This window comes from Roseovarius sp. W115, from assembly GCF_032842945.2.
Classification (GTDB): domain Bacteria; phylum Pseudomonadota; class Alphaproteobacteria; order Rhodobacterales; family Rhodobacteraceae; genus Roseovarius; species Roseovarius rhodophyticola.
Genome location: NZ_CP146606.1, coordinates 163,406 through 189,536, shown reverse-complemented (window position 1 = coordinate 189,536; position 26,131 = coordinate 163,406). Strand labels below are relative to the sequence as shown.

Below are 26,131 nucleotides of genomic sequence, written 5' to 3'. Positions count from 1 at the left end.
TTGGGGGCACGGAATTTTCGAAAATTCCGATTTGGAAAATACGTATTTTCCAGCCCGTTTTCTTGCAAGAAAACGCCTTCTCAGACCCCAATCTCGGGGCCAAGGCACATCAGTGGCTCATCGCTTTGCGCCATCTCGTAAAGCTCGGTTTGACCCGGCACATTCTCAAAGAGCGCCCGCATCCCACCCGCGCCTTTCTCAAACCGCCAGCATTGCGGCTCATCGCGCTTGTGCTCGTAGACAAAGCAAATCTGACCGGCCTCTTCGTACCATTCACCGTCCTGACAGCGCCCATCCAGAAAGGACCAGCGCACCCGGCGGTTGTCGAGATATTCCTCAGCTCCGTAAGGCGCGCCCTGGCTGCCAAAAGTAAAGGTCTTGCCGCGCGTATAGGCGTCAAACTCCGCCGCGCTCATTGCGCTTTGGCTTGCCGCCTGCATTGGCAGGCTGGCGAATAGGAGTATCCACATCCACTTCATGATCTGAGTTTGGCAGAGGCGTGCCCGGGATGCCACCGGATTTCGCGGCAGCCAGCACCTCAGGCGAAATATCCGCCGCCGTCACATCAGGACGCGTGGTCCAAGGCCTTGCTCGCCATTGGCCACAACGGGGGTCCATGATTTTGCGCCAGCGTGGCGGAAACAGCGCCAGCCCGGCCATCAGCGGCACCGGATAGGGCAGCATGGGCATCATTTTGGGATCAAGTTGCAACGCGGGATAAGGGCGTGCGGGACTGACATGGTGGTCGGAGTGCCGTGGCGCGTTGAGCATCAGAGAGGCCGAAAACCAGTGTGGCGCGTTCCAGGAATGCTGTGGTCCCACTGGTTCGGGCGCACCATCGGGGAGAAGTTGCCGTTGCAGCCCATAGTGCTGCACATAGTCAGACATCAGGATTTGAAGCTGTGCATAGAGGCTGAGAAACAGCAGCATTAACAGGCCCGGCGCACCAGCAATCCATGCTGAAAGCACAGCAAGGCCAAGGCCGCCACCTATATAAAGCACGTAAGGATGTGAGACAGTTACACGCCCACCGCGCAGGCGCGTTTCGGCGCTTAACCCCGCCAGAAAAGACTGCTGGCTTGCACGCAAAACATAGCGATAAAATCCTTCTCCGGGGCGGGGGCTATTGGGATCATCTTCGCGCCCGACATGCACATGATGGACCCGCAAATGCGCGCTGGCATGGTGGCCGACCAACAGCGACGTGTAGATCACGCGGCCAAGATTGTGCAGCCATCGCTTTTTGCGATGGATCAGTTCATGCGCTGCCGGATGCGAGATTTGGCCAAAGAACAAGCCCGCGCCAATAGCGACAAGCGCCTTTTGACCAAAAGACAGGGCAGGCGAGGGGGCAACGGTGACAATGCACAGCATCGCGATCACAACATGCAGAGTTGCAAGAGCGATCAACAGGGGATCGGTCGCAGGAAATTCTGAGCCGGGATCAACGTTGCCTGAGTCGGTTGGCAACAGTCGGTCCATCACAAAAATGAAGCCCGTGAGGTAAATCACTGCAATCCACGGCCAAATCCCACCCGATAGGGCGGCCACAATCAGACAGATTGCTGGAGCAAGAGTGACAATCGCGAACCGAAGCAAAGGGAAGTCCCCAACATGCTGAACCACAAAGCGCAGGCGTGCTGCGCCCGGCGAAGTTGAGCAAACAGGGCAGGCGGGAGTTTGCAATTTTTGCGGCCTTCTAGGGGCTTATTGTTTCCATTTCGTCAACGACGCCTGCAAACTTCTGCGATTGCCTTCTTTTCATCCGGGCGCAGGGGGGTTAACTGAATTGACGACAAACCCGGGTGGCGCATGGCATTTTTTCGCAAACTCAGAGACCGGCTTTTCAAATCCTCTTCCAAAATCGAAGAGGGGCTCGACGCCATTGTGGAAGAGGGTGGTGAAGCAGAAGAAATTGAGGTTGAAGCACTGGTTGAGGCCGAAGTTGCAGCGCCTGAGCCGGAACCTGCAGTTGACCCTGAACCTGTTGCAGAAGCCGATCCTGAACCCGAGCCTGAAAGTGTCGAAACTTTAGATGGTCCGGAGCAGGTTGAAGAAGTAACGCTTGACGCCGCCCCCGAACCTGAAGTTGCTTCAGAGCCAGAGCCAGAGCCAGAGCCAGAGCCAGAGCCAGAGCCAGAGCCAGAGCCAGAGCCAGAGCCAGAGCCAGAGCCAGAGCCAGAGCCAGAGCCAGAGCCAGAGCCAGAGCCAGAGCCAGAGCCAGAGCCAGAGCCAGAGCCAGAGCCAGAGCCAGAGCCAGAGCCAGAGCCAGAGCCAGAGCCAGAGCCAGAGCCAGAGCCAGAGCCAGAGCGCACCAGCGTCCCGGCCCCCGAGCCGGGACCCCCCGACGTGCAGGACCCCCCGGAGAACGCGGAGGTTCCGGAACAGGTTCAGGACGCATCACAACCAGAGCCAGAGGCGCCCAAACCATCGCTTGGCACCGCAGCGGCATCCATGGCCGCGTCCCTTGCGGCTGAAAAACCCGAACCCGAGCCCGAAGAACCCGCCAAAAAGCCGGGCCTGTTGGGTCGTCTGCTTGGGCGGACGGAGAAAAAAACCGTCGTGCGCCGGGTGCTCGACGATGACATGCTTGAACAGCTCGAAGAGCTGCTGATCACGGCGGATATGGGCGTGGATACAGCGCTGCGCGTGACGGCCAACATGGCCGAAGGGCGTATGGGCCGGAAGCTCTCAACCCAAGAGATCAAAGAGCTGCTCTCGACCGAGATTGCCCGCATCATGGAGCCGGTTGCCCGCCCCATGCCGCTTTACCCCAAGCGCCCACAGGTGGTGTTAGTCGTAGGCGTCAATGGCTCCGGCAAAACCACCACCATCGGCAAGCTTGCCAGCCAATTCAAAGCCGCGGGAAAGACCGTGGTGATCGCTGCGGGCGACACGTTCCGTGCTGCGGCAGTGGAGCAGTTGCAAATCTGGGGTGACCGGGCAGGGGTGCCAGTCCTCACCGCGCCCGAAGGCTCAGACCCGGCCAGCCTGGCCTTTGACGCCATGGATCAGGCCGAGCGGGACGGCGCGGACCTGTTGATGATTGACACCGCCGGGCGGTTGCAAAACCGCGCTGATCTGATGGAAGAGCTGGCCAAAATCGTGCGCGTGATCCGCAAGAAAGACGAAAGTGCGCCGCACAACACGCTTTTGGTGCTGGATGCCACCACGGGTCAAAACGCGCTCAGTCAGGTCAAGACCTTTCAGGAGATGTCGGATGTGTCCGGTTTGGTCATGACCAAGCTTGATGGCACGGCGAAGGGCGGCGTTCTGGTGGCGCTCGCAGACAAGTTCGGCCTGCCTATTCACGCCATTGGTGTGGGAGAACAGATTGACGATCTGGCCCCGTTTGACCCTGAGGATTTTGCGGATGCATTGACAGGGCTGGAACGATGATCCGGGTGCTTGTCTGCTCAGCACTTCTGGGCCTGAGCGCATTGCACGCTGCAAAAGCCGAAGAGCCGCCCGCGCCCATGACGCCAGAGCTATGTCTCTCGGGCTGGCAAAGTTTCAACTTTCTGATCGGCACGCCGCCCCGCCTGCGCGCTATTCAGCCCAATGTGACAGAAACAGGCTGGTGCCGGATCGACAGAAGCTTTGCGGATTTGCGTGAAAACGATTTCGCCTCTGTCGAGTACCGCGCGACAGGCATTGAAGCAGCAGTAAAGAATCGCGGTGTTCCCCTGACCTTTGAAGCGGACTTTCAGGGTATCAGCCTTGTCCAAGGTCTGAAGATGGACCTCGGGCCTGGCAATGAAAACGCGATGGGTGCGCTTAAGATCAAGGCACAGCGCGATCCTGCCAGCTTTGATTTTTTGATCGAAAAGCTGCTGTTCGATGCCGAAGACCTCGGGTCTATTTCGCTCACAGCAAGCGGCGGTGGCATCGATCTGAAGTCTCTGGAACGCATGCAACTGACGCTTGGCGGCATGCGGCTCACGTCTCTTGTTCTGGATCTTGACACCACACGTGACCTCTCCCGCGCCCTGCGGCCTGTGATCGAAGAGGTGGCGTCGCTGCGCGATTGGGTTCAGGTCCTGAACCGCTTGCCTGCCGAGATGTTCACCGCAGGAAGTCGCGATGCTTTGATGCGTTTTGCGCGTGCCATGCCCGCCGCAAAGGGGACACTTACACTCAGGATGCAATCTGAGACGGGTTTGGGGCTTGTGCAGATCATCGGTGCCACCATGACCCTGGAAGAGAGCGGTGGACGCATTTCGGATATAGCCGCCGCCGTTGAGCAGCTTGTGACCGGTTCCACCATCGACGCCACATGGACACCCTAGTCACGCGCCTGGCCAGATCATGAGCGACTGGCTTATCTCCATTGAGGGCACCGAGACGGGTCATCATATGGCCTTGGCGCTTGCCATGCTCGCGGCCTTCCTGCATGCCGTTTTTGGTGCTCTGCAAAAAGGGCGGCACGATCCCTGGCTGACACGCGGTGCCATTGACATCAGCTATGCCGCCATGGCTGCGCCTTTTGCCTTCTTCGTGGTGCCCTGGCCCGAGCCGCATATGTGGCTGATTTTTGCTGTCGCCTGGGCCATTCACACCGTTTACAAAGTGCTTCAGGCCATGGCTTACACACGAGGGGCTTATACAGTGGTTTACCCCGTGGTGCGCGGTACGGGGCCTCTTTTCACTGTGATTGGCGCTTACCTGCTCTTTGGTGAAACATTCTCATTTGTGCAGTGGCTTGGTGTGGGGGTGCTGCTCACAGGCATCTACGGTTTGGCGATCTACAACCTGCGCACACTCACCCTGAACCGTGACACCATGCCCGCAGCCCTGGGGTTGGCGGTCGTCACCGGCCTCTTCGTGGCCCTCTACACGACCTATGATGCTTACGGCATTCGCGCCACAGCCAATCCTTTCACCTTTCTGGCCTGGTTTTTCTTTTTCGACGGGCTGGTCTTCCCGGTTATTGCGTGGGTGCGCCGAAGCCGCATGGCAGCCCCTCCCGATCTCGGCCCCTTGATGGCACGCGGTGTTCTGGGTGGATTGACCGCATTCCTGTCCTTTGGCTCCATCATGCTGGCCACGCGGCTCGACAAGGTGGGAGAGGCCGCCGTGCTGCGCGAAACCTCCACCGTGTTTGCCGCTTTCATCGGATGGCTGGTCCTGAAAGAAACCGTCGGCCCGCGTCGGATTGCCCTTATGGCATTGATTGCAGCGGGGGCTGTGATAGTTGAGGTGGGCGGATAAGGTGAAAGGTACGACATGAGCGACAAGACCGTCTCCCCCATGGTCAAAACCGTTTTGGAGTTTGGCCCGATCCTGGGGTTCTTTGCAGCCTACCTCTGGCTCAAAGATCGTACATTTACCTTTGGGGGGACGGACTATGATGGCTTTGTCGTGGTCACTGCGGGCTTCATCCCCGTTTTTCTCATTTGTATGGGGATTTTGTGGAAGCTCACCGGCCATCTCTCCAAGATGCAAGCCGTGACCGCAGTCTTGCTTGTTGTCTTTGGTGGCTTGAGTGTCTGGTTCAATGACCCGCGCTTTTTCAAAATGAAACCCACGATCATCTATCTTCTTTTTGGTGGAATTCTGGCATTTGGTCTGACGCGCGGCACCTCTTACTTACAATATGTGATGGAAGGCGTCATGCCCCTGACGCAGGAGGGCTGGATGATCCTGACCCGGCGGCTGATGTATTTCTTCTTTGCCCTTGCAGCCCTGAACGAGGTCGTGTGGCGCACGATGAGCGAGGAGAGCTGGGTCTACTTCAAGACGTTCGGGCTTACCGCGGCAATTTTCCTCTTTTTCATGTCCCAGGCAAAACTCTTTTCTGAGCACAGCGCCGACAGCTCAGAAGACGTTTAATCCGACGTAAATTTCATCGAATGTGCGTTTGATTGCCTCCGAAATGTCGCATTTCGGTGCAACGACTCCCACCCATGAAACGTCGTTGGTCGTCAAAAGTCGTGGACGCCGTGTCCTCCGTGCCTCCCATGCGGGTGGAATACCTCGTGCCGATTGTCGTGATGCTCATGCTCTGGGTTGGATTGTCGAGTTTCGGCCTTGCAAAAGAGAAGAGCTTTGTCATGGTCCTTGTCATGGGCCAGACCTATGCGATCTGGCGGAACTTGCCGACGGCAGCAGCCCAGCTTTCTCAACCAGATCGTGATCGATCCCGGATGCTCTACTGGCCTGTGGGCGCGATGCTTATGCTCGCCATCAGTCAGCTTATCATCAGCAGCCCGATTTTCAGTCAGCGGATACTTTCTGCGGCCTGCATCTTTGTTCTGGTCGTTATGATCCTTGGTATGCGGCGAGAAGATGAGGTTCTTGAACGCGTCTCGCCCAATTCCGTGGTGCGCGGCAAGCTCATGGCGCGGGTCTCGCTTCTGCGTGTGAATGCGCTGGCTGCGGGGACGGTTCTTATTGTGAATGAGCTTCTCATTCAGTCGGGGTCACTCACTGTGTGGATGACCGGTATGGCGCTTTTCGCCATGATCCTGCATGCATTATATTGGTTCATGGTGCTTATGGTGATGCCGCCCGAGGACAATCCCGTCTAGGCTCGCATAACTTTTCAAACATTTTTGAACTTCCATGAGCGGTGTTGACGCGCCTGACCCACTTGGGTAGAGAAATTTTGTGGCGATTTGTTACCGGATTGCGGGCCACGTTAAACATGCCGCTAAAGAGGCGAGAGGTGAAAGCTCCCTTTGGTTTGTCCGGTGGGGGCTTTTTTTGTCCCCGCAGATACGCGAATTGTGGCCCGGAGGTCGAGGATGGACAAAAAATGGAACACACGCACCAAGCTGGTGCATGGCGGGACACGGCGCAGCCAGTACAACGAAGTCAGTGAGGCGATCTTTCTCACCCAAGGCTTTGTCTATGACAGCGCCGAGGCGGCGGAGGCGCGGTTCTTGCAGGCGGGTGAGGATGAGTTCATCTATGCCCGTTATGGCAACCCCACCGTCGCGATGTTCGAAAACCGCATTGCCGCGCTGGAAGGGGCCGAGGATGCCTTTGCCACCGCCAGCGGTATGGCGGCGGTCTCTGGCGCGCTCATGTCCATGCTCAAAGCGGGCGATCATGTGGTGTCGGCGCGTGCACTCTTTGGCTCCTGCCTCTACGTGCTCGAAGAAATACTGACGCGTTACGGCGTTGAGGTAACATTCGTCGATGGCACAGACCCCGACGCGTGGAAATCAGCGATACGGCCTGAGACATCTGTTGTCTTTTTCGAAACCATTGCCAATCCAACATTAGAGGTGATTGACGTCGCAGCTGTCGCCGGGTTGGCCCATGCGGTCGGGGCTAAAGTGGTGGTTGATAACGTCTTTGCCACCCCAGTCTTTTCCAAGGCGATGGAGCAGGGGGCCGATGTCGTGGTGTATTCCGCCACCAAACATATCGATGGGCAGGGCCGTGCGCTGGGTGGGGTGATCCTTGGCACGACGGACTATATCCGCAAAACGGTTGAGCCATACATGAAGCACACAGGCGGCTCTATGTCGCCTTTCACAGCCTGGGTGATGCTCAAAGGTCTGGAAACGATTGATTTACGCGTGCGGGCGCAGGCAGAGGGCGCCGAGGCCATCTCAGACGCGCTGCAAGGGCACAACAAACTGTCCCGCGTTATCTATCCTGGCCATCCCACCCACGCGCAGCACGATCTGGTTCAGCGTCAAATGGGCAAGGGCGGCACGGTCATCGCTCTGGATGTCAAAGGCGGGCAGACGGCGGCGTTCGAATTTCTCAATGCGCTGAACATCGTGCTCATCTCCAACAACCTCGGGGATGCGAAATCCATTGCAACGCATCCGGCAACAACCACCCATCAGCGCCTGTCTGATGAGCAGAAAGAGGTTCTTGGCATCACGCCGGGTCTGATCCGGCTCAGCGTCGGGATCGAGGATAAGGATGACCTGATCGCGGATATTCTGGGTGCGCTTGACGCTGTCTGACGCGTCTTAGGCCGACCTGCCGTAAAACCCTATCTGCTCGCTCTGCGTGAACCGCACGCCGGGTCTGTCATAGTAGGAGAAGACCGAGATGACGCGCGGTGTATCTCCTTCTACCGGTGAAACACGATGCGCGGTGTTACGGCCTTTGAAAACATTGAGTGATCCGGGTGTCAGGGAAAGAGTGTGCACTTGATCGTCCTGTCCGGTCAAAAGCCGCGCAACACCGTCATAGTTCGGGTCATCGTCGCTTCGCAGATCCGTGCGGTATTCAAACGCACCACCCGCTTCTGGCGCTTGCAGAAGCAAGGTCGTGGTAAACTCCGAGCGGTCAAAGTGCCAGTTGAGCGCCTGACCTGCATCGTAAGACATGACATTCACCCGTGCCAATGGATCCTCCATGACGTAAAGCGCCGGCTGCCCCATGGTTGCTGCCAGAAAACGCGCAAAGGGCGGCCATTCGTAAAGACGAAGCAGGGCAGAGCCGCTGATCTGATCGGCGCAGAGTGTCTGGTTCGATGTGTGAAACTGCGTCAAGGCCGGGTGATCCGGAGCAAGGTCCGGTATGGATTTCAGAAAGTAAATGTTGTGCACACGTTCATGGCGAAAGCTCTGCGTGGCAAAAGTATCTGCCATTCTCGCCGTCTCACCTGCTGCTATATGCATATGCATGAAGTCGGTAAGTGTGAACATGCCATCCTGCTCAAGCGCCTGTTGGCAGCGCCCCACAAGATCCCGCCAAGCCGTGCTGTCGGATTTGTCCAACGGATATCGCTCAAGATTTAGAATGTCGTGCATCAAACGCTCCTCTTTGCATCAGGAACAAACCTTTTGACGTCGATGTCTTGTCCATCCGCGACAGGCCGTGTCAGCAGAAACAAATGATCCGTTGGCCTTATTCTGACGTAAACGTGAATACAGTCGCAATTTCCGGCGTTTGGCCCTATATGGTGGTCTGTCGGTACAGAACGAGGACCCCGGTCATGAACATTCAATCCACCGATTTGGGTAAAGAAATGAACCGTGCCGAGGCTGAAGACGCCCTTGCGCGCCTGCGGGCGTGGGCCGAACAAGCGACGCCCGAAGAAGTGGCGGACTTGGATCCGGCAGTTGCACGTCTGCTGCCACAGACAGAAGTGTCGAACTATCCACTTCTGCGCCGCGATTATCCCGAAGATTTCACACCTGATGCAGATTACAAGGCCACAATGCCGGATTTGCAGAACGGGCCGTCCTCGCTCATCCGTGGCGCGAAGAAGCAAATTCAGCATGTGGGTATTTCCAATTTCCGCCTGCCCATTCGCTTTCACACGCGCGATAACGGTGACCTCACACTTGAGACATCTGTGACCGGGTCGGTCAGCCTCGAGGCGGGCAAGAAGGGCATCAACATGTCCCGCATCATGCGCAGCTTTTATAAGCACGCAGAAAAAACCTTTAGTTTCGAGGTGATTGAGGCGGCGCTAGATGATTACATCAGCGATCTCGACAGTTTTGATGCGCGTATTCAGATGCGGTTTTCCTACCCGATGAAAATCAAATCTCTGCGCTCAGGCCTTGAGGGCTATCAATACTACGATATCGCGCTGGAGCTGGTGGAAACCGACGGTGTGCGGCGCAAATTCATGCATCTCGACTATGTGTATTCGTCGACTTGCCCGTGCTCGCTTGAACTCAGCGAACACGCGCGGCAAGTGCGCGGGCAGCTTGCAACACCGCATTCACAGCGCTCGGTTGCGCGGATTTCGGTGGAAGTGGCCTGTGACAACTGCGTCTGGTTTGAGGACCTCATCGACAACGCGCGCAGCGCTGTTGAGACCGAAACGCAAGTCATGGTCAAACGCGAGGATGAACAGGCTTTTGCAGAATTGAACGCGGCCAACCCGATCTTTGTGGAGGACGCGGCGCGGCTCTTCTGTGAGCAGCTTCTCAATGACGCGCGGATCGGGGATTTCCGCGTCATCGCCAGCCATCAGGAAAGCCTGCACAGCCATGACGCTGTCAGCATCCTGACCCATGGCGACACGTTCTCGGCCGAAAGCCTGGACCCCAAGCTGTTCTCTACGCTGATCCACGTTGGATAAACCGGGCGCAGCGGTTCTCACCTCGCCGAAAATTTGATCAAATATACTGCGGTGCGGCATAAAATTGCTGCATCGCAACACCTTTTATAAAGGCTGTTCCACCCTCTTTTGCTGCGACTGCAAAAAGTGTATGAGCAAGTCGCAGGACAGCGCGACTCCTGTGCGACATACTCGGAAAGGACCCTCGCTGTGGAACCACTTTCAGCACCTCTTAAATACTCAATCGCAAGCTTGCGCATGGCTGGCTATGTGATGGAAAATAACATTAAAATTGCGCAACTCGCTGGCAAAGCTGCTCTCGATGCGCAACTCTTTTTCGTGGGACTGCGCATTGGCGATGTGACCCCGACTCAGTCACCCAAAGCAAAATCGGCAGCACAGGCGAAACCGGCGCCCAAAGCGAAAGCCAAACCCGCTGCGAAAGCCAAGCCTGCGGCTAAGCCAAAGGCAAAAGTGATCGCGATGCCGAAGAAAGCGACCAAGGCGAAAACCGCCACGAAGCCCGTGCCGAAGCCGGTTGGCAAAAAAGTTGCAGCAAAACCCGCAACCAAGACCGCGCCCAAGCCAGTGGCCAAGAAAACCTCGGCCAAGCCTGCGGCCAAAGTCGAGAAGGCGGCTCCGGTAAAAACGGTTGCGAAACCTGCTCCGGCGAAGCCAGCGCCCGTTGCTGCAAAACCTGCGCCAGCCAAATTAGAAGCCAAACCAGCGACCGCCAAAACGGCGGCCCCTAAAGCGGCCCCGACGCCAAAGGCGAAACCCAAAGTGGCGGCCAAGCCTGTGGCCAAAGCCGCGGAGGCCCCAAAGGTGAAGGCGGCTCCAACTCCCAAAGCTGTAGCGCCGGTGGCCAAGGTGGCATCAAAACCTGCCGTAGCAGCACCTTCAAAGCCTGTCACACAACCGCAAAAGCTTGCAGCGGCGCCAACCGCGGAAGCCGAAGCCAAACGGCCCCGCAAACCGTCTATGCCACCTGCTATGCCAGAACCGTTGAGCACAGCAGCTAAGGATGGCTGACCCAATTTAAGTACCTGGTAATTTGAGTAAAATCTCCCGGGTTGCGTCTAACGCAACCCGGGATTTTGCTATTGGCGGTACTCATGTGAGCCAGACTGTCCTATTTTGCGCATAGGGAGGGAACCTGAACACAAATCACGAGGTTTCCAAATGAACACGACTTCACATATCTCCGAACTGGTCGGCCGTCTGGCCGCAATTCTGCGCCAGGCTATCGAAACTCAGGCCCAGTCGGCATCGCGCCGCGGCTTGATCGAAAAGCTAGAATCCAAATCGGACGCTGAACTGTCACAACTGGGTGTCAAACGCGAAGAAATCGGTCAATATGTCTTCCGCGATCTGTTTTACGCGTAAGTCATAGGCTGTGACCCGGGTGCGCAACCAAGTTGCGCGTGCCCCGGGTTTGCGAGTTGGGTTCAAACAACTTGCAAGTTTTGCATGCGAGGTGGCCCTCGCGGCGCTCTATAGTCGTTGCCCAAGACATTGCAGTCTATGCGATGCGGATCACATTGCTTGCCTTGCGGGCTGCAGCACTCCTGCTTCGGTCGTCCACTAGCTCTGTCATGACCGTCTTGGCCTCTTCGACGTCTTCGGCAATGCCATCAAACTCCATCCAGGCCAATTTTGAGCGGATGTCCTTGATATGACGGCCGCACACAACGATCGGTGTGTTTGGGAGGCAGATGTGAATGGCAACAACAAGCTTTGCCAAAGCGTCCAGCGACTGCGCGGATGTCATAGACAGCCCAATCACATCTGTCGGATTTTGCTCAATTTCAGCGACAAGCTCGTCATGCGTGAGACCTGTCAGCATCGCAATGTCCCAATTGTCTTTGCGGAAAACATCGGCCGCCATGTGCACGCCCAAAACATGCTGCTCGCCAGGAACAGCTGCAAAGATAGCGGCCTTCTGGCCTCGCGACTGCACAGGTTCGAACAGATGCCGCATGCTGCGCATAATGGCCAAAAGACGCCCCGTTGCCACGGTGACCTGCCAAAATCCAACACGGTCTTCTTCCCACCAGTCGCCCAGCGTTCTGGCTGCGGCGGCCAGGTATTTGAGATAAATCACCTCAGGCGAAACATGCTTGGCATTGAGCTCAAGAATGAGCATGGCAGCTGCCGTCTCATCGTCAGACATCAGTGCCTCACAAAGATGCACCAACTCCTCCTCTGACGGTCCAGGGTCTTCCAAACCCAATTTTTCATCCCGCGCCGCGAGCTGTTTGATCGCTTCGCGCGCAAGACTTTCGAGCTTTTGTTCTGGTAACTTCTTCGCACGCCGCAACAGGTTGAATTGGCGTTTGACGTAGGTTCCAAAGTCGAAAAGCTGCGATGACTGAGTTCCAAAAGACAAGTGCTGTTCTCCCGTTGCTGCACCCTCTCTAGATCCGTTTTTGACCTCGCAAAAATACCCTCACTCGTTCCAATTCTTCCTTTTTTCGAATCCAAGACTTCGATCAGGGTAACACAAAATTGCAGCGCCTTCATGATCAATGACGGACGCATTTACATAGGCCTGTCTTTTCATTTCCAAGTGCCGAACAAGTGGCGGATGACACGCCAATGCGCACGGTAGGGGCGCGCTCTGCATGCCTGAAAACTCCTGAATTGAGTGCGAATGTCTCAAAACTATTCGGTTGGGTCTGTGTCGCCGCATTGGGAGGGCGAAATCTAAACTAAGCGATTTTCTGCCATGTGCGGGCGACCTGCTCACTTATCCACAGGGCAGAGTTTGTGTCGCGACGCTCTGAGATTTCGCGCGACCCGTGCTTGACACTGGCGCACCCCCGGCCAACTCTGCGCGCATGTTGGACTTTCGCCCTGTCGGATATGTAATTGGCCTGACGGTCATGGCGCTGGGGCTGGCGATGATCCTGCCGATGCTGGTCGATATCGCCGAGGGGCGCGAGCATTGGATGGTCTTTGCCGAAAGCGCTATTCTGACGGTTCTGGTGGGTGGACTGGTGGCGCTGGCCTGTCGCAATGGCGTGCGTGAGGGGTTGACCATCCAGCAGACATTCCTTTTGACCACTGGGGTTTGGGTCGCCCTGCCGATCTTTGGTGCCTTGCCGTTTATCCTGGGCGCCACCGACGCCCGGATCGTCGACGCCGTGTTTGAGGCCATGTCTGGGCTCACGACCACTGGCTCCACCGTGCTGTCGGGTCTGGAAGATCTGCCCAAAGGCATATTGCTGTGGCGCGGCTTGATGCAATGGCTGGGCGGTATCGGGATCATCGTTGTGGCGATGGTGTTCCTGCCAGAGCTGCGCGTTGGCGGCATGCAGATATTCCGCAGCTCCGGCTTTGACACAATGGGAAAAATCCTGCCGCGTGCAACCGAGATTTCTTCCCGTATTTCAGTGATTTACCTGACGCTGACCTTGCTGTGTGTTACGGGTTACATCATGGCTGGCATGAACCCGTTTGACGCCACCGTACACGCGATGACCACCGTTGCCACAGGTGGGTTTGCAAACTACGACGCCTCTTTCGCAGCTTTAGGCGCCTCGGCGGAATATGTGGCAGTGGTCTTCATGATGCTGGCCGCTCTGCCATTTGTGCGCTTTGTCCAGATCACCGCAGGCACGGCGCGACCGCTTCTCACCGATCCTCAGATCCGGGGGTTTTTCCTGACCGCGACGGTCTTTGTATTGATCCTCTGCGCGTGGCGCATGCTAGAGGCGGATACTGTGAGCGAGCCAACCTTTCGCAAAGTGCTTTTCAACACCGTCTCCATTCTGACCGGCACCGGCTATGCGAGCGCCGATTACATGCTTTGGGGCTCATTCCCTGTCACCATCATCTTTTTCATCGGCTTGATCGGCGGCTGCGCCGGATCGACCTCTTGCTCGATCAAGGTATTCCGGTATCAGCTTCTCTTTGCGTCTGTGCGTGCCCAACTGCGCCGCATCTACACGCCGCACGGGGTCTTCACGCCGCGCTATAATGGCCGCGCGATTGAAGAGGATGTGCTCAGTTCCGTCATGAGCTTTTTTGTTTTCTTTGTCGCCACGCTGGGCGTTATTTCAGTGTTGCTTGGTTTTACGGGCCTGGATTTCACCACGTCGATTTCCGGTGCCAGCGCCGCGCTGGCCAATATCGGTCCGGGTCTGGGCGACACAATCGGCCCTACAGGCAACTTCGCCAGCCTCAATGACACCGCCAAGTGGATCCTGACCGCCGCCATGCTGATCGGGCGGCTCGAACTCTTGGCCGTTTATGCCATTTTCACCCTGTCTTTCTGGAGAGCCTGATGACGCAACGACCTTTAGGGGCCCAAATCTCCCATATGCTCAAAGCGCGAGGGGTGGATGTGATCTTTGGCATTCCCGGCGTGCACAATGTCGAGATGTATCGCGGCATCGAAGAGGCGGGGATCACTCACATTCTGGCCCGCCACGAACAGGGGGCGGGGTTCATGGCCGATGGTTATGCCCGCGCCTCTGGCAAACCTGGTGTGGCTTACGTGATAACTGGGCCAGGTCTGACCAACATCATGACGCCGATGGGCCAGGCCTATTCCGATAGCGTGCCGCTGCTGGTGATTTCCTCTTGTCTTGATGAAACGGCGGCCAAACGCGGCCAGCTGCACCAGATGATTGATCAGGAAGGGGCCGCAGCCTGCGTGTGTGACTGGAGCCATGAGGTGAAGTCTGCCGAGGTGGCCTATGCGCTGATCGATCGGGCGTTCAATGAGTTTGCAACGGCTCGGCCCAGACCAAAGCACATTCAGGTGCCCATTGCGATTGGCGGCAGCACGGTTGAGGCCGCTCCAGATCGGCCAGCGACCTCATTGGCCCGCCCAATGGCGCAGCCTGACGAGATTCTTTCCACCGCCAAGGCCCTTACATCCGCCAAACGTCCTCTGATCCTTTTCGGCGGGGGCGCAAAGGCCGGAGCAGGGGTGGCCACCGAATTGGCCCGGCGCAGCGGGTCAGCCACGATGATGAGCTATGCAGGGCGCGGTGTTGTCGATCCGAGTTACGAGCTTGATCTGGGCGCGTTTCTGGCCCGCCCGGACAGTGCAAAGGCCTTTGCGCAAGCTGATCTGGTTCTTGTGATCGGCTCGGAATTGGCTGAGGTGGATTTGTGGCGCACCGAACTGGGCCACAAAGGGCAGTTGATCCGCGTAGACATTGACCCCACTGAGCTGGACCATCCTGCCGCAGAGCGCTCAATTGTGGCAGATGCCGCCGCGTTCCTGGAAAACCTCCTGCACGCCTTGCCGGAGTCCAACAAAACCGACTGGGTCCCCGACGAAATCGCCGCCCACAAAGCCCGCTGGCGGGCCGAAACCGATGCGGAACGCCCCGGTATCGTCGCCGTGGCCGATGCTCTGCGCGCCGCCATTCCGGACGACACGATGATCTATTCCGACATGACGCAGTTTGCCTATGTCGCCAAGGAAGTCTGGCCGATGTCCCGCCCGGGGCACTGGCACCATCCCTTTGGCTACGGCACGCTGGGCTACGGCATGCCCGCCGCCATTGGCGGTGCCATCGCACGGCAAGGCAAGCCCACACTGGCCATCTGCGGTGACAGCGGCTTCCAATACACCCTGCAAGAACTCGGCACGGCTGTCGAACACGGCCTGCCGCTGCCCATCATCCTATGGGACAACGGCAAGCTGAAAGAGATCGAAGACAGCATGATCCGTTCGCAGATTGCGCCCAATGCCGTCATTGCCCGAAACCCGGACTTTGTCGCTTTGGCCAAGGCTTATGGCGCGCATGCTGAATCCCCAAAAACATTGGACGAGATGGGGCAGGCGGCGCGCAAAGCCTTTGAGGCCGACCGCCCCACGCTCATTCACGTCAAGGCTGGCCTCAAAGGCTGACCTGTCTTCTTTCTTGTTTGAAATACCCCGGGGGTCTGGGGGCAGGGCCCCCAGCTCGTCGGATTTTGCGCAGCAAAGAAACTCAGTCCCAGCAGCTCACCAAGACAGTCATACCAGACGCCCGGTCCGTCAGCGCCTCGAGCCCCACATCGGACTGATCACGCGACTCTTGCGTACTCACGCCCAGCTCGCCCAAAAGCGCCCGGATCACATCGGCCTTGGCGGCGAAGCTGACCCCGTCGGGCAGTTGCCGGCCCCCTGACCCTCGGGCAAGAGCATGCCCAGCACAGCACCACCGGCGTCAACAACAGGCCCGCCAGCGTCCCCATCAAGAGCCGTCAGCGCCAGGCGCTTGAGATCTTGTTCACCGTTCAATCCTTGCACATCGGCAAGCTCACCAAACGTGATCGTCGGCGCGCCCAGCACCCCACCATAGGAGTATCCCGCCACGGCCACATCGGATTTCAGACGCGGTTCATCCGGGCTGAAGGCCGCGATGCCGATGGGGGCCAGCGTCTCCAATGGCCGCAGCACAGCGATACCGCGCTCTGCATCCTGCACGGCGATCTCAGCCTCAAAACGTTCGTCGATGGTAATCCGACGGCACTCTGCCACAACTTCAGAGGTGGTCACCACCGTCCCCGCACGATCCACATAAAACCCTGAACGCGACAGGCGCGGCTTGCGGATTTCCAGCCCTGCGATCAAATCAATGCTCTGCGTGCCACTACCCGCAGCTGGGTCAAGGACGGCCTCAAAGGTCACAAAGCTTTTCTGCATTTCCGCCAGGAGCCGCGTGCGCCGCTCCTCATCGCCCGCAGGCCAGACGAGGGAAAAGCCTTTCAGACGCCCTTGATCCAGCGTGACTTCCGTGTGCGAGACAATTTTTGTGCCCTCGCCAATCAGCTTGAAACTGTTGCTGTTCAGAACGCGCTCGCCGGTTTCGGGCACAATGGCCAGTGTCTGCATGATGTCATAAAGCCCGGTTAGCGTGGCGCGGTTGCCTTCCTGGCTGATCAAAAGAACCTGCGCCTCACCGTCACCTGTGTAATGTGCAAAGGGCGGTTCGTATTTTTCAAACGCCACCATGGCCGAGGGCATCTGAATCTCGATTCCGGCTTTGGCATCGCGCACAAGTGCAAGGTCCAAATCTTCCAGAACAGAATTGTATTGCCTGAGCAAAACGGCACGCTGCCGCGTGGTCAGAACGCCCGTGACCTCGAAATTATTGGCCTCTTGCCAGCGCGACATGGAATTGCGCGTGCCGCGGCCAAAGGCGGCATCAATGCGCCCCTGATAAAACCCGGCCCATTCCAGCGCGATCTGCAACTGAGCCCGTTCTTCCCGTGTGAGCTGTGCCTCGCTGTTGCGGGCCTGCCGGACAGTTTCGTCAGAGGGTTCGGGCAATTGCGGCTCGGGGGCTGCGGCCTCTTCTGTCGTGTTCGGTGTGGAGTCTGATTGCGCGGTCTCTGTGCCTTGGTTTTGCGGCACCAGGAGCGCGGGGTTGCCCAAAAGGTTGGTGCCAACCGGCCAGAATTGCTGCCGATAATCCGTCACACGCGCGATGTAGCTGTCGCGTGGGATCAGGCGTGCGGCCCGCAGGTTGCGCAAAATTGCTTGTGCATCTGCAGGCGCATAAGGCCCAAGTGCCACCGCGTACCATCCGCCGCGCAACGTGAACCCGTTCACATCCTGCACCCGCGACGCATAGCGCCGCACCGCGGCCTCGCCGGCGGTCAGACTGGGATGCGCCTCGACCTGCACAAACACCTGTTGTTGCGCAGAAGCGGGTGCGACGCTGACAAATACCAAAACCACAAGCGATAAAAGAAACCGCGTCATAACATCCCCTTGCCCAGATAAATCGTGCGACCTGAGGCATCTTTTACCAAATCTGAGGCCGGGTGCATCCAAAATTTGGGCCTGCGCGGAATTGACCCCGCCGCACGCGCGGCTTAGGGAGTGGCGACAGAGAGTTTGGCCGCAAAGTGAGGCCGATGCAGAGGACTGATATGGCCAACGCTCCCAGCAAACCACGCTCGTTTCAGGAGGTCATCCTGCGGCTGCAATCCTATTGGGCCACAAAGGGCTGTGCAGTACTGCAACCCTATGACATGGAAGTGGGGGCGGGCACATTTCACCCGGCAACGACATTGCGATCACTGGGCAGCCAGCCTTGGGCCGCGGCTTATGTGCAGCCTTCGCGCCGTCCCACCGATGGGCGTTATGGAGAAAACCCCAACCGGTTGCAGCACTACTACCAGTATCAGGTGCTGATCAAACCCAGCCCGCCCGATTTGCAAGCGCTCTACCTCGGCAGTCTTGAGGCCATCGGCATCGATATGGCGCTGCACGACATCCGTTTTGTCGAGGATGACTGGGAAAGCCCCACTCTAGGCGCCTGGGGTCTGGGCTGGGAGGTCTGGTGCGACGGCATGGAAGTCAGTCAGTTCACCTATTTCCAGCAGGTCGGCGGGCATGACTGCCAACCTGTTTCCGGCGAACTGACCTATGGTCTCGAACGTCTGGCGATGTATGTGCTGGGCGTCGATCACGTCATGGACATGCCGTTCAACGATCCTGACGCACCCATCGCGCTTACATATGGCGATGTCTTCCGCCAGACCGAACAGGAATTCTCGCGCTGGAATTTCGATGTGGCCAACACCGAGGTGCTCTTGCGTCACTTTGAAGAGGCCGAAGCCGAATGCGAGGCCATCCTGAGCCAGCCCGCCGAAGACCCCAAGACGGGGCACAGGATCATTATGGCGCATCCCGCCTATGACCAATGCATCAAGGCCAGCCATATCTTCAACCTGCTCGATGCGCGCGGCGTGATCTCTGTGACTGAACGGCAGGCCTATATCGGCCGGGTCCGCGCTCTGGCCAAGCAATGCGCCGACGCCTTTGTGCAGACCGAAGCCGGCGGGGCGGCGGCCTGAGATGGGAAAGGTTTTGGGCATCGCCATCTTGCTCTGCGCGCTTATTGCGGGCGCGGCGATGTATTATCTGCAGGTTTATCATTTCTACGAAGAAGTGACACCAACCGGCACCGATGATGTCCAGTTGACGCGCCTTGCTGAGGCCGCCCCAGAACCCATTCTTTACCAGGGTTTTCAAGCGATTGACGCCACAAGCTCTCCCATTCGCTACCGCGCTTGTTTTACAACCGAGATGAGCCTCGCCACCCTGACCGAAACCTACCAGATTTACGAAGACGCCGAGCCGTTGACCGCGCCGGGCTGGTTTGAGTGTTTCGATGCCGAAGCCATCGGCGGCGCGCTGGAGGATGGCAGCGCACTGGCCTTTCTGGGGCAGGAAAACATCCAATATGGCATCGACCGCGTGGTGGTTGTGACCGACGATGGCCGTGGCTATGCCTGGCAACAGATCAATGCCTGCGGCGAGGTTGTCTTTGACGGCAATCGCGCGCCCGAAGGCTGCCCCGAACCGCCGCAAGGATACTGACCGATGCCTGATCTTCTGATCGAACTCTTCTCCGAGGAAATCCCGGCGCGTATGCAGGCGCGGGCGGCGGACGACCTGAAGAAACGTATGACCGACGGGATGGTCGAGGCGGGGCTGACCTATGCCTCGGCGGCGGGGTTTGCGACACCGCGGCGGCTGACGCTGACGGTTGAGGGGCTGACGGCTGAAAGCCCCACCTTGAGCGAAGAACGCAAAGGCCCGCGCGTTGATGCGCCGGAAAAGGCCATTGAAGGATTCCTGCGCGGCGCAGGGCTGACCAAAGACGATCTGGAAATCCGTGACGAGAAAAAGGGCCAGGTTTACTTCGCCAAGATCACCAAGCCGGGTCGTCCTGCGGCGCAAATCATTGCCGAAGTGCTAGAGGATACGATCCGCAACTTTCCATGGCCTAAATCCATGCGCTGGGGGGCAGGGTCCTTGCGCTGGGTGCGGCCTTTGCACAGCATTCTGTGTATTCTGACGGATGATGCGGGCGAGGCGCAGGTGGTGGGTTTGGATGTGGACGGCATCGCCTCGGGCGACACCACACGCGGCCATCGGTTCATGGCGCCAGATATATTTTCTGTAACGTCTTTCGAGGATTACACCGCCAAGCTCAAGCGCGCTTATGTGGTGCTGGACCCCGAGGAACGCGCGCGCGCCATCTGGCAGGACGCCACCAATCAGGCCTTTGCCGCCGGGCTTGAGGTGGTCAAGGACGAGGGGCTGCTGCACGAGGTCGCGGGCCTTGTGGAATGGCCGGTGGTGCTGATGGGTGAGATTGACGCAGAGTTCCTCGACCTGCCGCCCGAGGTGCTGCAGACGTCGATGAAAGAGCATCAGAAGTTCTTTTCTGTGAAGAACCCCAAGACTGGGCGGATCGAGCGCTTCATCACCGTGGCCAATCGCGAGACGGCGGATCACGGGGCGACCATTCTGGCGGGCAATCAAAAGGTGCTGTCCGCGCGGCTGTCGGATGCGAAGTTCTTTTGGGAGAATGACCTGCGCGTTGCTAAGGGCGATCAAATGCAACCTTGGCTGGAGAGCCTGAAATCCGTGACCTTCCACAACAAGCTGGGGTCTCAGGCGGAGCGGATTGAGCGGATTGCCATGCTAGCGCGGGAGTTGGCCGATGTGACCGGCGTGGATGCTGATGCGGCAGAGCAGGCGGCGCGCGTGGCCAAGGCCGATCTCAGCTCTGAAATGGTCTACGAATTCCCTGAACTTCAAGGGCTTATGGGGCGGTATTACAGCGAAGCAGCGGGTCTGTCCGCTGAGGTTGCTGCCGCCTGTGAAGAACATTACTCGCCGCTGGGGCCGTCTGATGCCGTGCCGACTGCGCCTGTGTCGGTCACTGTGGCTTTGGCCGATAAGCTCGATACGTTGGCAGGGTTTTGGTGGGTTAGTGAAAAACCCACCGGGTCGAAGGATCCATTTGCTCTACGACGTGCCGCACTTGGAGTAATACGGCTTTTGATCGAAAATGATCTAAGGGCCAGCTTATTGGATATTTTGCTGTATTGTTACAGTCCATATGAATCAAAGCTGTCCTTCGAAATACAACAGGATTTCCATGAACAGGAAAAGACAGCGGCTTCGTTTCTTGGACTCAGCGCCCCAGAACTTGAAGAACTGCGTAGTGCAATAATTGAGGAACGTAAACTCAAAGGCACATCCAAACCCTTTTTCGCGCTTAATTTAAACTTCAACGAAATCGTTCATCCTGGCTCTGACCTCCTCGCCTTCTTCCACGACCGTCTCAAAGTGTTCTTGCGCGACGAAGGCATCCGTCATGACGTGATCGACGCCTGTATCGCGATGGAGGGTAATGATGATCTGGCCCTTCTGGTGAAACGCGCCCGGGCCTTGCAGGCGGTTCTGTCCACCGAAGACGGTGAAAACCTCGTTCAGGGGTTCAAACGTGCCGACAACCTTCTCACCCAGGCCGAGGAAAAGGATGGCGTGGAGTATTCCTTTGGCGCGGACCCGAAATTCGCCGAGGACGAGACCGAAAAAGCCCTCTTTGCCGCCCTCGATGCGGCAGATGCGAAGATCGCCAAAGCCAGCAAAGAAGAAGATTTCACCACTGCCATGGCCGCCATGGCCGATCTGCGCGGGCCGATTGATGCGTTTTTCGAGGCGGTGCAGATCAACTCGGACAATGAAATTCTGCGCCGCAATCGGTTGAATCTGCTTCATAAAATCCGAGAGATTTGCCTACAAGCCGCAGACCTGCGCAAGCTTGAGGGCTAGGCGGACAGAGACACTCTGTCTATTCCGCCTGACACCTCTTGCCTATTAAATCAGCATAGTTATGCTGCGTGCGAGAAGGAAACGCCGCAGTGCAGCAAAACGACCCGAATATCACTCTGATCACGCCGGGTGCGCCCATGGCGGCCAGCACCCATGGCGGACGGGCAAAATGCCTGCAACGCCTTGTGCGGCTGGAGCTGCCCGTGCCGAGGACCGTGGCGCTGTCTTTTGACGCGGTGAACGCGATTGCGGCGGGCGAAACCCCTGACATGTCAGCCCTTCTTCAGCCATTCGGCGACTCGGCGGTGCTGTGTGTGCGGCCCTCATCGGAAGACCCTGATTGGGGCGGGCCGGGCGCAATTCTGAACATCGGCATGAATGACGCGCGCTATGTCGAGTTGTCTGATCGATTGGGTAAAGCCGCCGCTGCGGATCTTTATCTGCGCTTCGTGCAATCTTATTCGGTTCATGTTGCGCGGGTCGATCCCGATCTTTTTGACGACCTTTCGGACGACCCGGTTGAGGCCTTGGGCGAGGCGTTGGCCGCCTATGAAGAAGACATCGAAGAGGCGTTTCCACAAGATACCGGCGCGCAGCTTCTGGAAGTGCTCAAATCCATGGCACGGGCCTGGCAGGGCACGACAGCACGGCTTTTGCGGCAGGCCAAGGGCGCGCCTGCGGATGCGGGACTTGGCCTTGTGGTGCAGGAAATGGCGCTGGGGCTTGGCACGGGCGTGAGCGGTTCAGGTGTGATGCAGTTGGTCAACTCGGACACCGGCGCGCGGCAATGCACGGGCCGCTATCTGAGCCAGAGCCAGGGACGTGAGGCGCTCAACCAAGAGAAAGATGCGGTTTTCCTGCAAAAAGATGACCGTGGCCCGTCGCTTCAGGAGATGGCACCAGAAGCATTTGCCGATCTCAAGACCTACACCAAGCTCATGCGCGAAAAGCTGCGCGAAGAGATGCAGTCGGAGTTCACCATAGAGGACGGCAAGGTGTACCTCCTTGATGGCGTGCGCGTCGCGCGCAGTGCACGTGCGGCAGTGTCCATTGCCGTGGCGCTGGCCGAGGATGGCATCATCAGCCGCGAAGAGGCGCTCATGCGGATCGAGCCGCGCGCCTTGAATGAACTTTTGCACCGCCAGATTGACCCCGAAGCGCCGCGTGATGAGCTGGCGCGCGGCATTGGCGCAAGCCCTGGCGCTGCCTCTGGCAAGATTGTCTTTACCGCCGCTGATGCGCAGGCCGCTGATGCACAAGGCGAGGCGACAATTCTGGTGCGCCGCGAGACCAGCCCAGAAGACATTCGTGGCATGCATGCCGCTGCTGGTGTGCTGACAGAGCGCGGCGGGATCACCAGCCATGCCGCCGTGATTGGTCGGGGCATTGGCAAACCTTGTGTGGTCGGGGCCAACGACATCACGTTCCAGACCAAGCGCAAGCGGCTTGTGTTTCCAGACGGTCGGATGTTCAAGGCCGGTGACATGATCACCATCGATGGCAGCAGTGGCGAGGTGCTCGCCGGTGAGCCCCCCATGCTGGAGGCCGCGCGTGATGACAGTTTCAGGACATTGATGGAGTGGGCGGATACCACCCGTGACATCGAAGTGCGGGCCAATGCCGACACGCCCGAAGACGCGCTTGTGGCGCAAAACTTCAAGGCGCAGGGCATTGGCCTGTGCCGGACTGAACATATGTTCGTGGATCCCAGCCGCCTGATTGCCATTCGCGAGATGATTTTTGCGGACTCAAGCGAAGACCGCGCCTCAGCGCTCGAAGTGCTTTTGCCCATGCAGCGCGCCGATTTCACCGATCTTTTCCGCATCATGCAGGGGCGCCCGGTCTGCATTCGTCTCTTTGATCCGCCGCTTCATGAATACCTGCCCTCAGACCGCGACGGCATTCGCGAGCTGGCCGAGGCGCTGGATTTGCCCGTGGCAGACGTCACAGAGCGGGTCGAGGCGCTTGACGAATACAACCCCATGCTGGGCATGCGCGGCGTGCGCCTGGGCATCGCCGTTCCTGAAATCTACGAAATGCAGGCGCGGGCGATTTTTGAGGCCACGGTCGAGGCCAGCCATGACGGTGAGGCGGTGGTGCCTGAAATCATGATCCCGCTGGTCTCTGCCATGCGCGAGGTCGAGCTGGTCAAGAAAAGCGTGGATGCCGTGGCCGCGGCTGTGCGCACCGAAACGGGCAGCGAGTTCACCTACCGACTGGGTGTGATGGTGGAGACACCACGCGCGGCGTTGCGCGCCCATGAGATTGCGCAGCACGTTTCATTCCTCAGCTTTGGAACCAATGACCTCACACAGATGACCTATGGCCTGAGCCGCGATGACGCCGGGCGCTTCATGTCGGCCTATGTGCAGCAGGGTGTCTATCCCGAAGACCCGTTTCACGTGCTGGATGTGGACGGGGTTGGCGAGCTCCTTGAGATTGGGGCCAAACGGGGCAGAGAGGCCGCGCCAGAGTTGACTCTGTCCATTTGTGGCGAGCACGGCGGCAACCCCGAATCAATCGCATTTTGCCGAAATGCGGGGTTTGACTACGTTTCATGCTCACCTTTCCGGGTTCCGGTGGCGCGACTTGCTGCCGCACAGTTGGCGGTAAAAGACAGGGTTACGTAGACAATACGTCGCCAGGCGCCAGATTTGCCAAGATCTGAGGTCAATAGCCTTCCATTTATTACTTTGTGGCGGAAATGTGCCGAGGCCGGACTAGACCGAAAGCCTTATTTTTCCTATATGCGCCGTGAAATAAGGCCGAATTGCGGCCTGGAAAGACCTGGGGGCTAAGATGAAAAAGCTGACGGCGCTTGCGCTGATGGCATTTGGTACGGCTGGATATGCCGAACCGGATGCAGGCAATTTCTCTGCGCACAACCACCGTGTGCTGAGCTCAATCCCGAGCTCGATTGTTGTGAACGTGGATGAATTTAGAACTGACATTTCCTACACCAAGGATTGGATCGAGGATCAAACGTTCAAGGGCGGCGATGCCGAATGGGAATGTCTCGCCGAGGCGATCTATTTCGAGGCGCGCGGTGAAAGCGTCAAAGGTCAGTTCGCCGTGGCCGAGGTGATCCTGAACCGCGTGGACAGCGCGACTTTTCCGGATACGATCTGTGGTGTCGTAAACCAGGGCACAGGACGCAAGTATCAGTGCCAGTTCACCTACACCTGTGATGGCTACAAAGAGGTCATCAATGAGCCCAAGACATACAAGCGTGTTGGCAAGGTGGCGCAGGTCATGATGCAGAACGGCGCGCCGCGTGATTTGACGGATGGGGCGACGCATTACCACACCAAAGCGGTAAATCCGCGCTGGGCGCGGAAATTCCCGCGCACCACGACCATCGGTGTTCATCATTTCTACCGCATGCCAACGCGCGTTACGTCGAACTGATCCGCCGCTAGAATCCGGTTGACACGAAGCCCGCCACCGTTAAAAGGCAGGCTTCATGACGCATTTCGCGGGGTGTCCATCGCCCTGCTGCAGGAGAGACAAAATGGCGAAGCCGACCACGATCAAGATCCGCCTGAACTCGACCGCGGATACGGGGCATTTCTATGTCACCAAGAAAAACGCCCGTACCATGACCGAGAAGATGGTTGTGCGCAAATACGACCCGGTCGCGCGCAAGCATGTTGAATATAAAGAAGGCAAGATCAAATAAGATCAGCCTTTGTTGAGTTTTGGAAAGGCCGTGCCCGAAAGGCGCGGCTTTTTTTGTTGTGGCCGGTATTTCGGGATGTCGCTCTGCCTGCGTTCATTCTTGGTGTTCATGCAAGTGCATTTGACCGAACTAGGAAGCTGTGAGACATTTTCGACATTAGCTTAGTTTTTTTTAGGATTTTGATATGTTCAATTCAGCCACAAAAGCTGCGTGTTTTGCAGCTGCTTTCGCCCTTGCACCAACAGCACATGCCGCCACAGTCACCTTTGACATCGAAATTGCCGGTGTCACAGGCATGTTTGATGCACCCGAAGTGGGCGGGTTGCTGTCGAGCTTTAACATCACCTTGGGCGGGGTCACGTTTGACACTCTTGGCATGGGTGTCTCCGCCCCAGTCTATAATGCAGTGGACAATGACATTCGTGGCAACGGCTCCACAGAAGCTTCCATCCTGAATTCTGTGGCGGGACCGGGCTGTGCGGCCTTGTCCTGCATTCTGTCGCTTGAAGATTCGGTTGATCCCGGTGTTGTTCCGCCGCTCTATGCGATCTTTCCGCTGGAAGGCGGTATTCCCGGCACAGTCACAAGCGCGGGTGAATACACGATCACAGCTCCGGCGCCCGTACCGTTACCGGCGCCATTGGCGTTGTTGCTTGGCGCTGTTCTAAGTCTTTTGGGGCTGCGGAAGGTCAAGGATTGGCGGCGACACTTTATGTCTTTCCGGCAAAACCCTGGCTCAGTTTGATCCAACATCCACGCTACCCCCTAGTGCTTTGAAAACAGTTTGTTTTCAAACATTGTAAAATTAGTGGAAAAATAGCCGGATTCAGCCCGAATTCAGCCCAATTCTCTCGCAAGTGTCTTCCAAAGA

Annotated in this window: 23 protein-coding genes and 1 riboswitch; of the genes, 18 read left to right on the top strand and 5 right to left on the bottom strand. The window is 57.8% G+C overall.

Features of this window, described 5'->3' with window-relative positions:
* Positions 1–80: 80 nt before the first annotated feature.
* Both RZS32_RS00995 and RZS32_RS00990 read right to left on the bottom strand, forming a co-directional pair.
* A complete protein-coding gene (locus RZS32_RS00995) occupies positions 81–416 on the bottom strand; it encodes a hypothetical protein (RefSeq protein ID WP_317055180.1) in 336 nt (111 codons plus the stop codon).
* Positions 397–1,599 carry an alkane 1-monooxygenase gene (locus tag RZS32_RS00990; RefSeq protein WP_339106760.1) on the bottom strand — a complete coding sequence of 401 codons (1,203 nt, stop codon included), beginning with the start codon at positions 1,597–1,599 and terminating at the stop codon, positions 397–399. The genes RZS32_RS00995 and RZS32_RS00990 overlap by 20 nt, the downstream gene beginning before the upstream one ends.
* 213 nt (positions 1,600–1,812) lie before the next feature.
* Here RZS32_RS00990 and ftsY point away from each other — a divergent pair, with 213 nt between their 5' ends.
* The 6 genes from ftsY to metZ all read left to right on the top strand — a co-directional run bounded on the left by ftsY (position 1,813) and on the right by metZ (position 7,928).
* Entirely contained in the window at positions 1,813–3,399 is a 1,587-nt protein-coding gene (gene ftsY / locus RZS32_RS00985; protein WP_317055178.1) for a signal recognition particle-docking protein FtsY, read from the top strand.
* Positions 3,396–4,289 (top strand): hypothetical protein, encoded by an 894-nt coding sequence (locus tag RZS32_RS00980; RefSeq protein ID WP_317055177.1) that lies wholly within the window; start codon positions 3,396–3,398, stop codon positions 4,287–4,289. The genes ftsY and RZS32_RS00980 overlap by 4 nt, the downstream gene beginning before the upstream one ends.
* A gap of 19 nt (positions 4,290–4,308) precedes the next feature.
* A complete protein-coding gene (locus RZS32_RS00975) occupies positions 4,309–5,211 on the top strand; it encodes a DMT family transporter (protein WP_317055176.1) in 903 nt (300 codons plus the stop codon).
* A 15-nt stretch (positions 5,212–5,226) separates the two neighbouring features.
* Positions 5,227–5,832: an inner membrane-spanning protein YciB gene (locus RZS32_RS00970; protein WP_317055175.1), complete on the top strand. Its 606-nt coding sequence runs from the start codon at positions 5,227–5,229 to the stop codon at positions 5,830–5,832.
* Between the two features lie 74 nt (positions 5,833–5,906).
* Positions 5,907–6,530, top strand: a complete 624-nt coding sequence (locus RZS32_RS00965; RefSeq protein ID WP_317055174.1) for a hypothetical protein — start codon at positions 5,907–5,909, stop codon at positions 6,528–6,530.
* A 69-nt stretch (positions 6,531–6,599) separates the two neighbouring features.
* Positions 6,600–6,677: riboswitch (SAM riboswitch) on the top strand.
* A 69-nt stretch (positions 6,678–6,746) separates the two neighbouring features.
* Complete coding sequence (metZ, locus tag RZS32_RS00960) at positions 6,747–7,928, top strand: O-succinylhomoserine sulfhydrylase (protein ID WP_317055173.1); 1,182 nt, start codon at positions 6,747–6,749, stop codon at positions 7,926–7,928.
* A 6-nt stretch (positions 7,929–7,934) separates the two neighbouring features.
* On the opposite strand, the gene RZS32_RS00955 is transcribed toward metZ, so the two are convergent.
* The gene (locus RZS32_RS00955; protein WP_317055172.1) at positions 7,935–8,723 is read right to left on the bottom strand and encodes a HalD/BesD family halogenase; all 789 of its coding nucleotides are present in this window, start codon (positions 8,721–8,723) and stop codon (positions 7,935–7,937) included.
* Positions 8,724–8,908: 185 nt separating this feature from the next.
* Here RZS32_RS00955 and folE2 point away from each other — a divergent pair, with 185 nt between their 5' ends.
* From folE2 to RZS32_RS00940, 3 genes are all read left to right on the top strand, one after another.
* Positions 8,909–10,009 (top strand): GTP cyclohydrolase FolE2, encoded by a 1,101-nt coding sequence (folE2, locus tag RZS32_RS00950; RefSeq protein ID WP_317055171.1) that lies wholly within the window; start codon positions 8,909–8,911, stop codon positions 10,007–10,009.
* Positions 10,010–10,198: 189 nt separating this feature from the next.
* Positions 10,199–11,020 (top strand): hypothetical protein, encoded by an 822-nt coding sequence (locus RZS32_RS00945; protein WP_339106758.1) that lies wholly within the window; start codon positions 10,199–10,201, stop codon positions 11,018–11,020.
* 150 nt (positions 11,021–11,170) lie between these two features.
* Entirely contained in the window at positions 11,171–11,374 is a 204-nt protein-coding gene (locus RZS32_RS00940) for a hypothetical protein (protein ID WP_317055169.1), read from the top strand.
* Positions 11,375–11,510: 136 nt separating this feature from the next.
* Here the strand turns inward: RZS32_RS00940 and RZS32_RS00935 are convergent, their stop codons facing one another.
* On the bottom strand, positions 11,511–12,377 hold the full coding sequence (locus RZS32_RS00935) for a cobalamin B12-binding domain-containing protein (RefSeq protein WP_317055168.1): 867 nt from the start codon (positions 12,375–12,377) through the stop codon (positions 11,511–11,513).
* A gap of 451 nt (positions 12,378–12,828) precedes the next feature.
* Between RZS32_RS00935 and RZS32_RS00930 the strand changes: the two genes are divergently transcribed.
* Positions 12,829–14,277 (top strand): TrkH family potassium uptake protein, encoded by a 1,449-nt coding sequence (locus RZS32_RS00930; protein WP_339106914.1) that lies wholly within the window; start codon positions 12,829–12,831, stop codon positions 14,275–14,277.
* The gene (locus RZS32_RS00925) at positions 14,277–15,860 is read left to right on the top strand and encodes a 5-guanidino-2-oxopentanoate decarboxylase (RefSeq protein WP_317055167.1); all 1,584 of its coding nucleotides are present in this window, start codon (positions 14,277–14,279) and stop codon (positions 15,858–15,860) included. Before RZS32_RS00930 ends, RZS32_RS00925 begins: the two co-directional genes overlap by 1 nt.
* A 207-nt stretch (positions 15,861–16,067) precedes the next feature.
* On the opposite strand, the gene RZS32_RS00920 is transcribed toward RZS32_RS00925, so the two are convergent.
* Positions 16,068–17,702 (bottom strand): serine protease, encoded by a 1,635-nt coding sequence (locus RZS32_RS00920; protein ID WP_339106757.1) that lies wholly within the window; start codon positions 17,700–17,702, stop codon positions 16,068–16,070.
* 170 nt (positions 17,703–17,872) lie between these two features.
* Here RZS32_RS00920 and RZS32_RS00915 point away from each other — a divergent pair, with 170 nt between their 5' ends.
* From RZS32_RS00915 to RZS32_RS00885, 7 genes are all read left to right on the top strand, one after another.
* On the top strand, positions 17,873–18,802 hold the full coding sequence (locus tag RZS32_RS00915; RefSeq protein WP_317055165.1) for a glycine--tRNA ligase subunit alpha: 930 nt from the start codon (positions 17,873–17,875) through the stop codon (positions 18,800–18,802).
* Between the two features lies 1 nt (position 18,803).
* Positions 18,804–19,328 (top strand): DUF6446 family protein, encoded by a 525-nt coding sequence (locus tag RZS32_RS00910; RefSeq protein ID WP_317055164.1) that lies wholly within the window; start codon positions 18,804–18,806, stop codon positions 19,326–19,328.
* Between the two features lie 3 nt (positions 19,329–19,331).
* Positions 19,332–21,581: a glycine--tRNA ligase subunit beta gene (glyS, locus tag RZS32_RS00905; protein ID WP_317055163.1), complete on the top strand. Its 2,250-nt coding sequence runs from the start codon at positions 19,332–19,334 to the stop codon at positions 21,579–21,581.
* Positions 21,582–21,670: 89 nt separating this feature from the next.
* Complete coding sequence (gene ppdK / locus RZS32_RS00900; RefSeq protein ID WP_422395928.1) at positions 21,671–24,211, top strand: pyruvate, phosphate dikinase; 2,541 nt, start codon at positions 21,671–21,673, stop codon at positions 24,209–24,211.
* Between the two features lie 169 nt (positions 24,212–24,380).
* Positions 24,381–24,989: a cell wall hydrolase gene (locus tag RZS32_RS00895; RefSeq protein ID WP_317055162.1), complete on the top strand. Its 609-nt coding sequence runs from the start codon at positions 24,381–24,383 to the stop codon at positions 24,987–24,989.
* 103 nt (positions 24,990–25,092) lie between these two features.
* Entirely contained in the window at positions 25,093–25,260 is a 168-nt protein-coding gene (rpmG, locus tag RZS32_RS00890; RefSeq protein ID WP_012179442.1) for a 50S ribosomal protein L33, read from the top strand.
* A gap of 184 nt (positions 25,261–25,444) precedes the next feature.
* On the top strand, positions 25,445–26,005 hold the full coding sequence (locus tag RZS32_RS00885; RefSeq protein WP_317055161.1) for a hypothetical protein: 561 nt from the start codon (positions 25,445–25,447) through the stop codon (positions 26,003–26,005).
* The last annotated feature ends 126 nt before the right edge of the window (positions 26,006–26,131 follow it).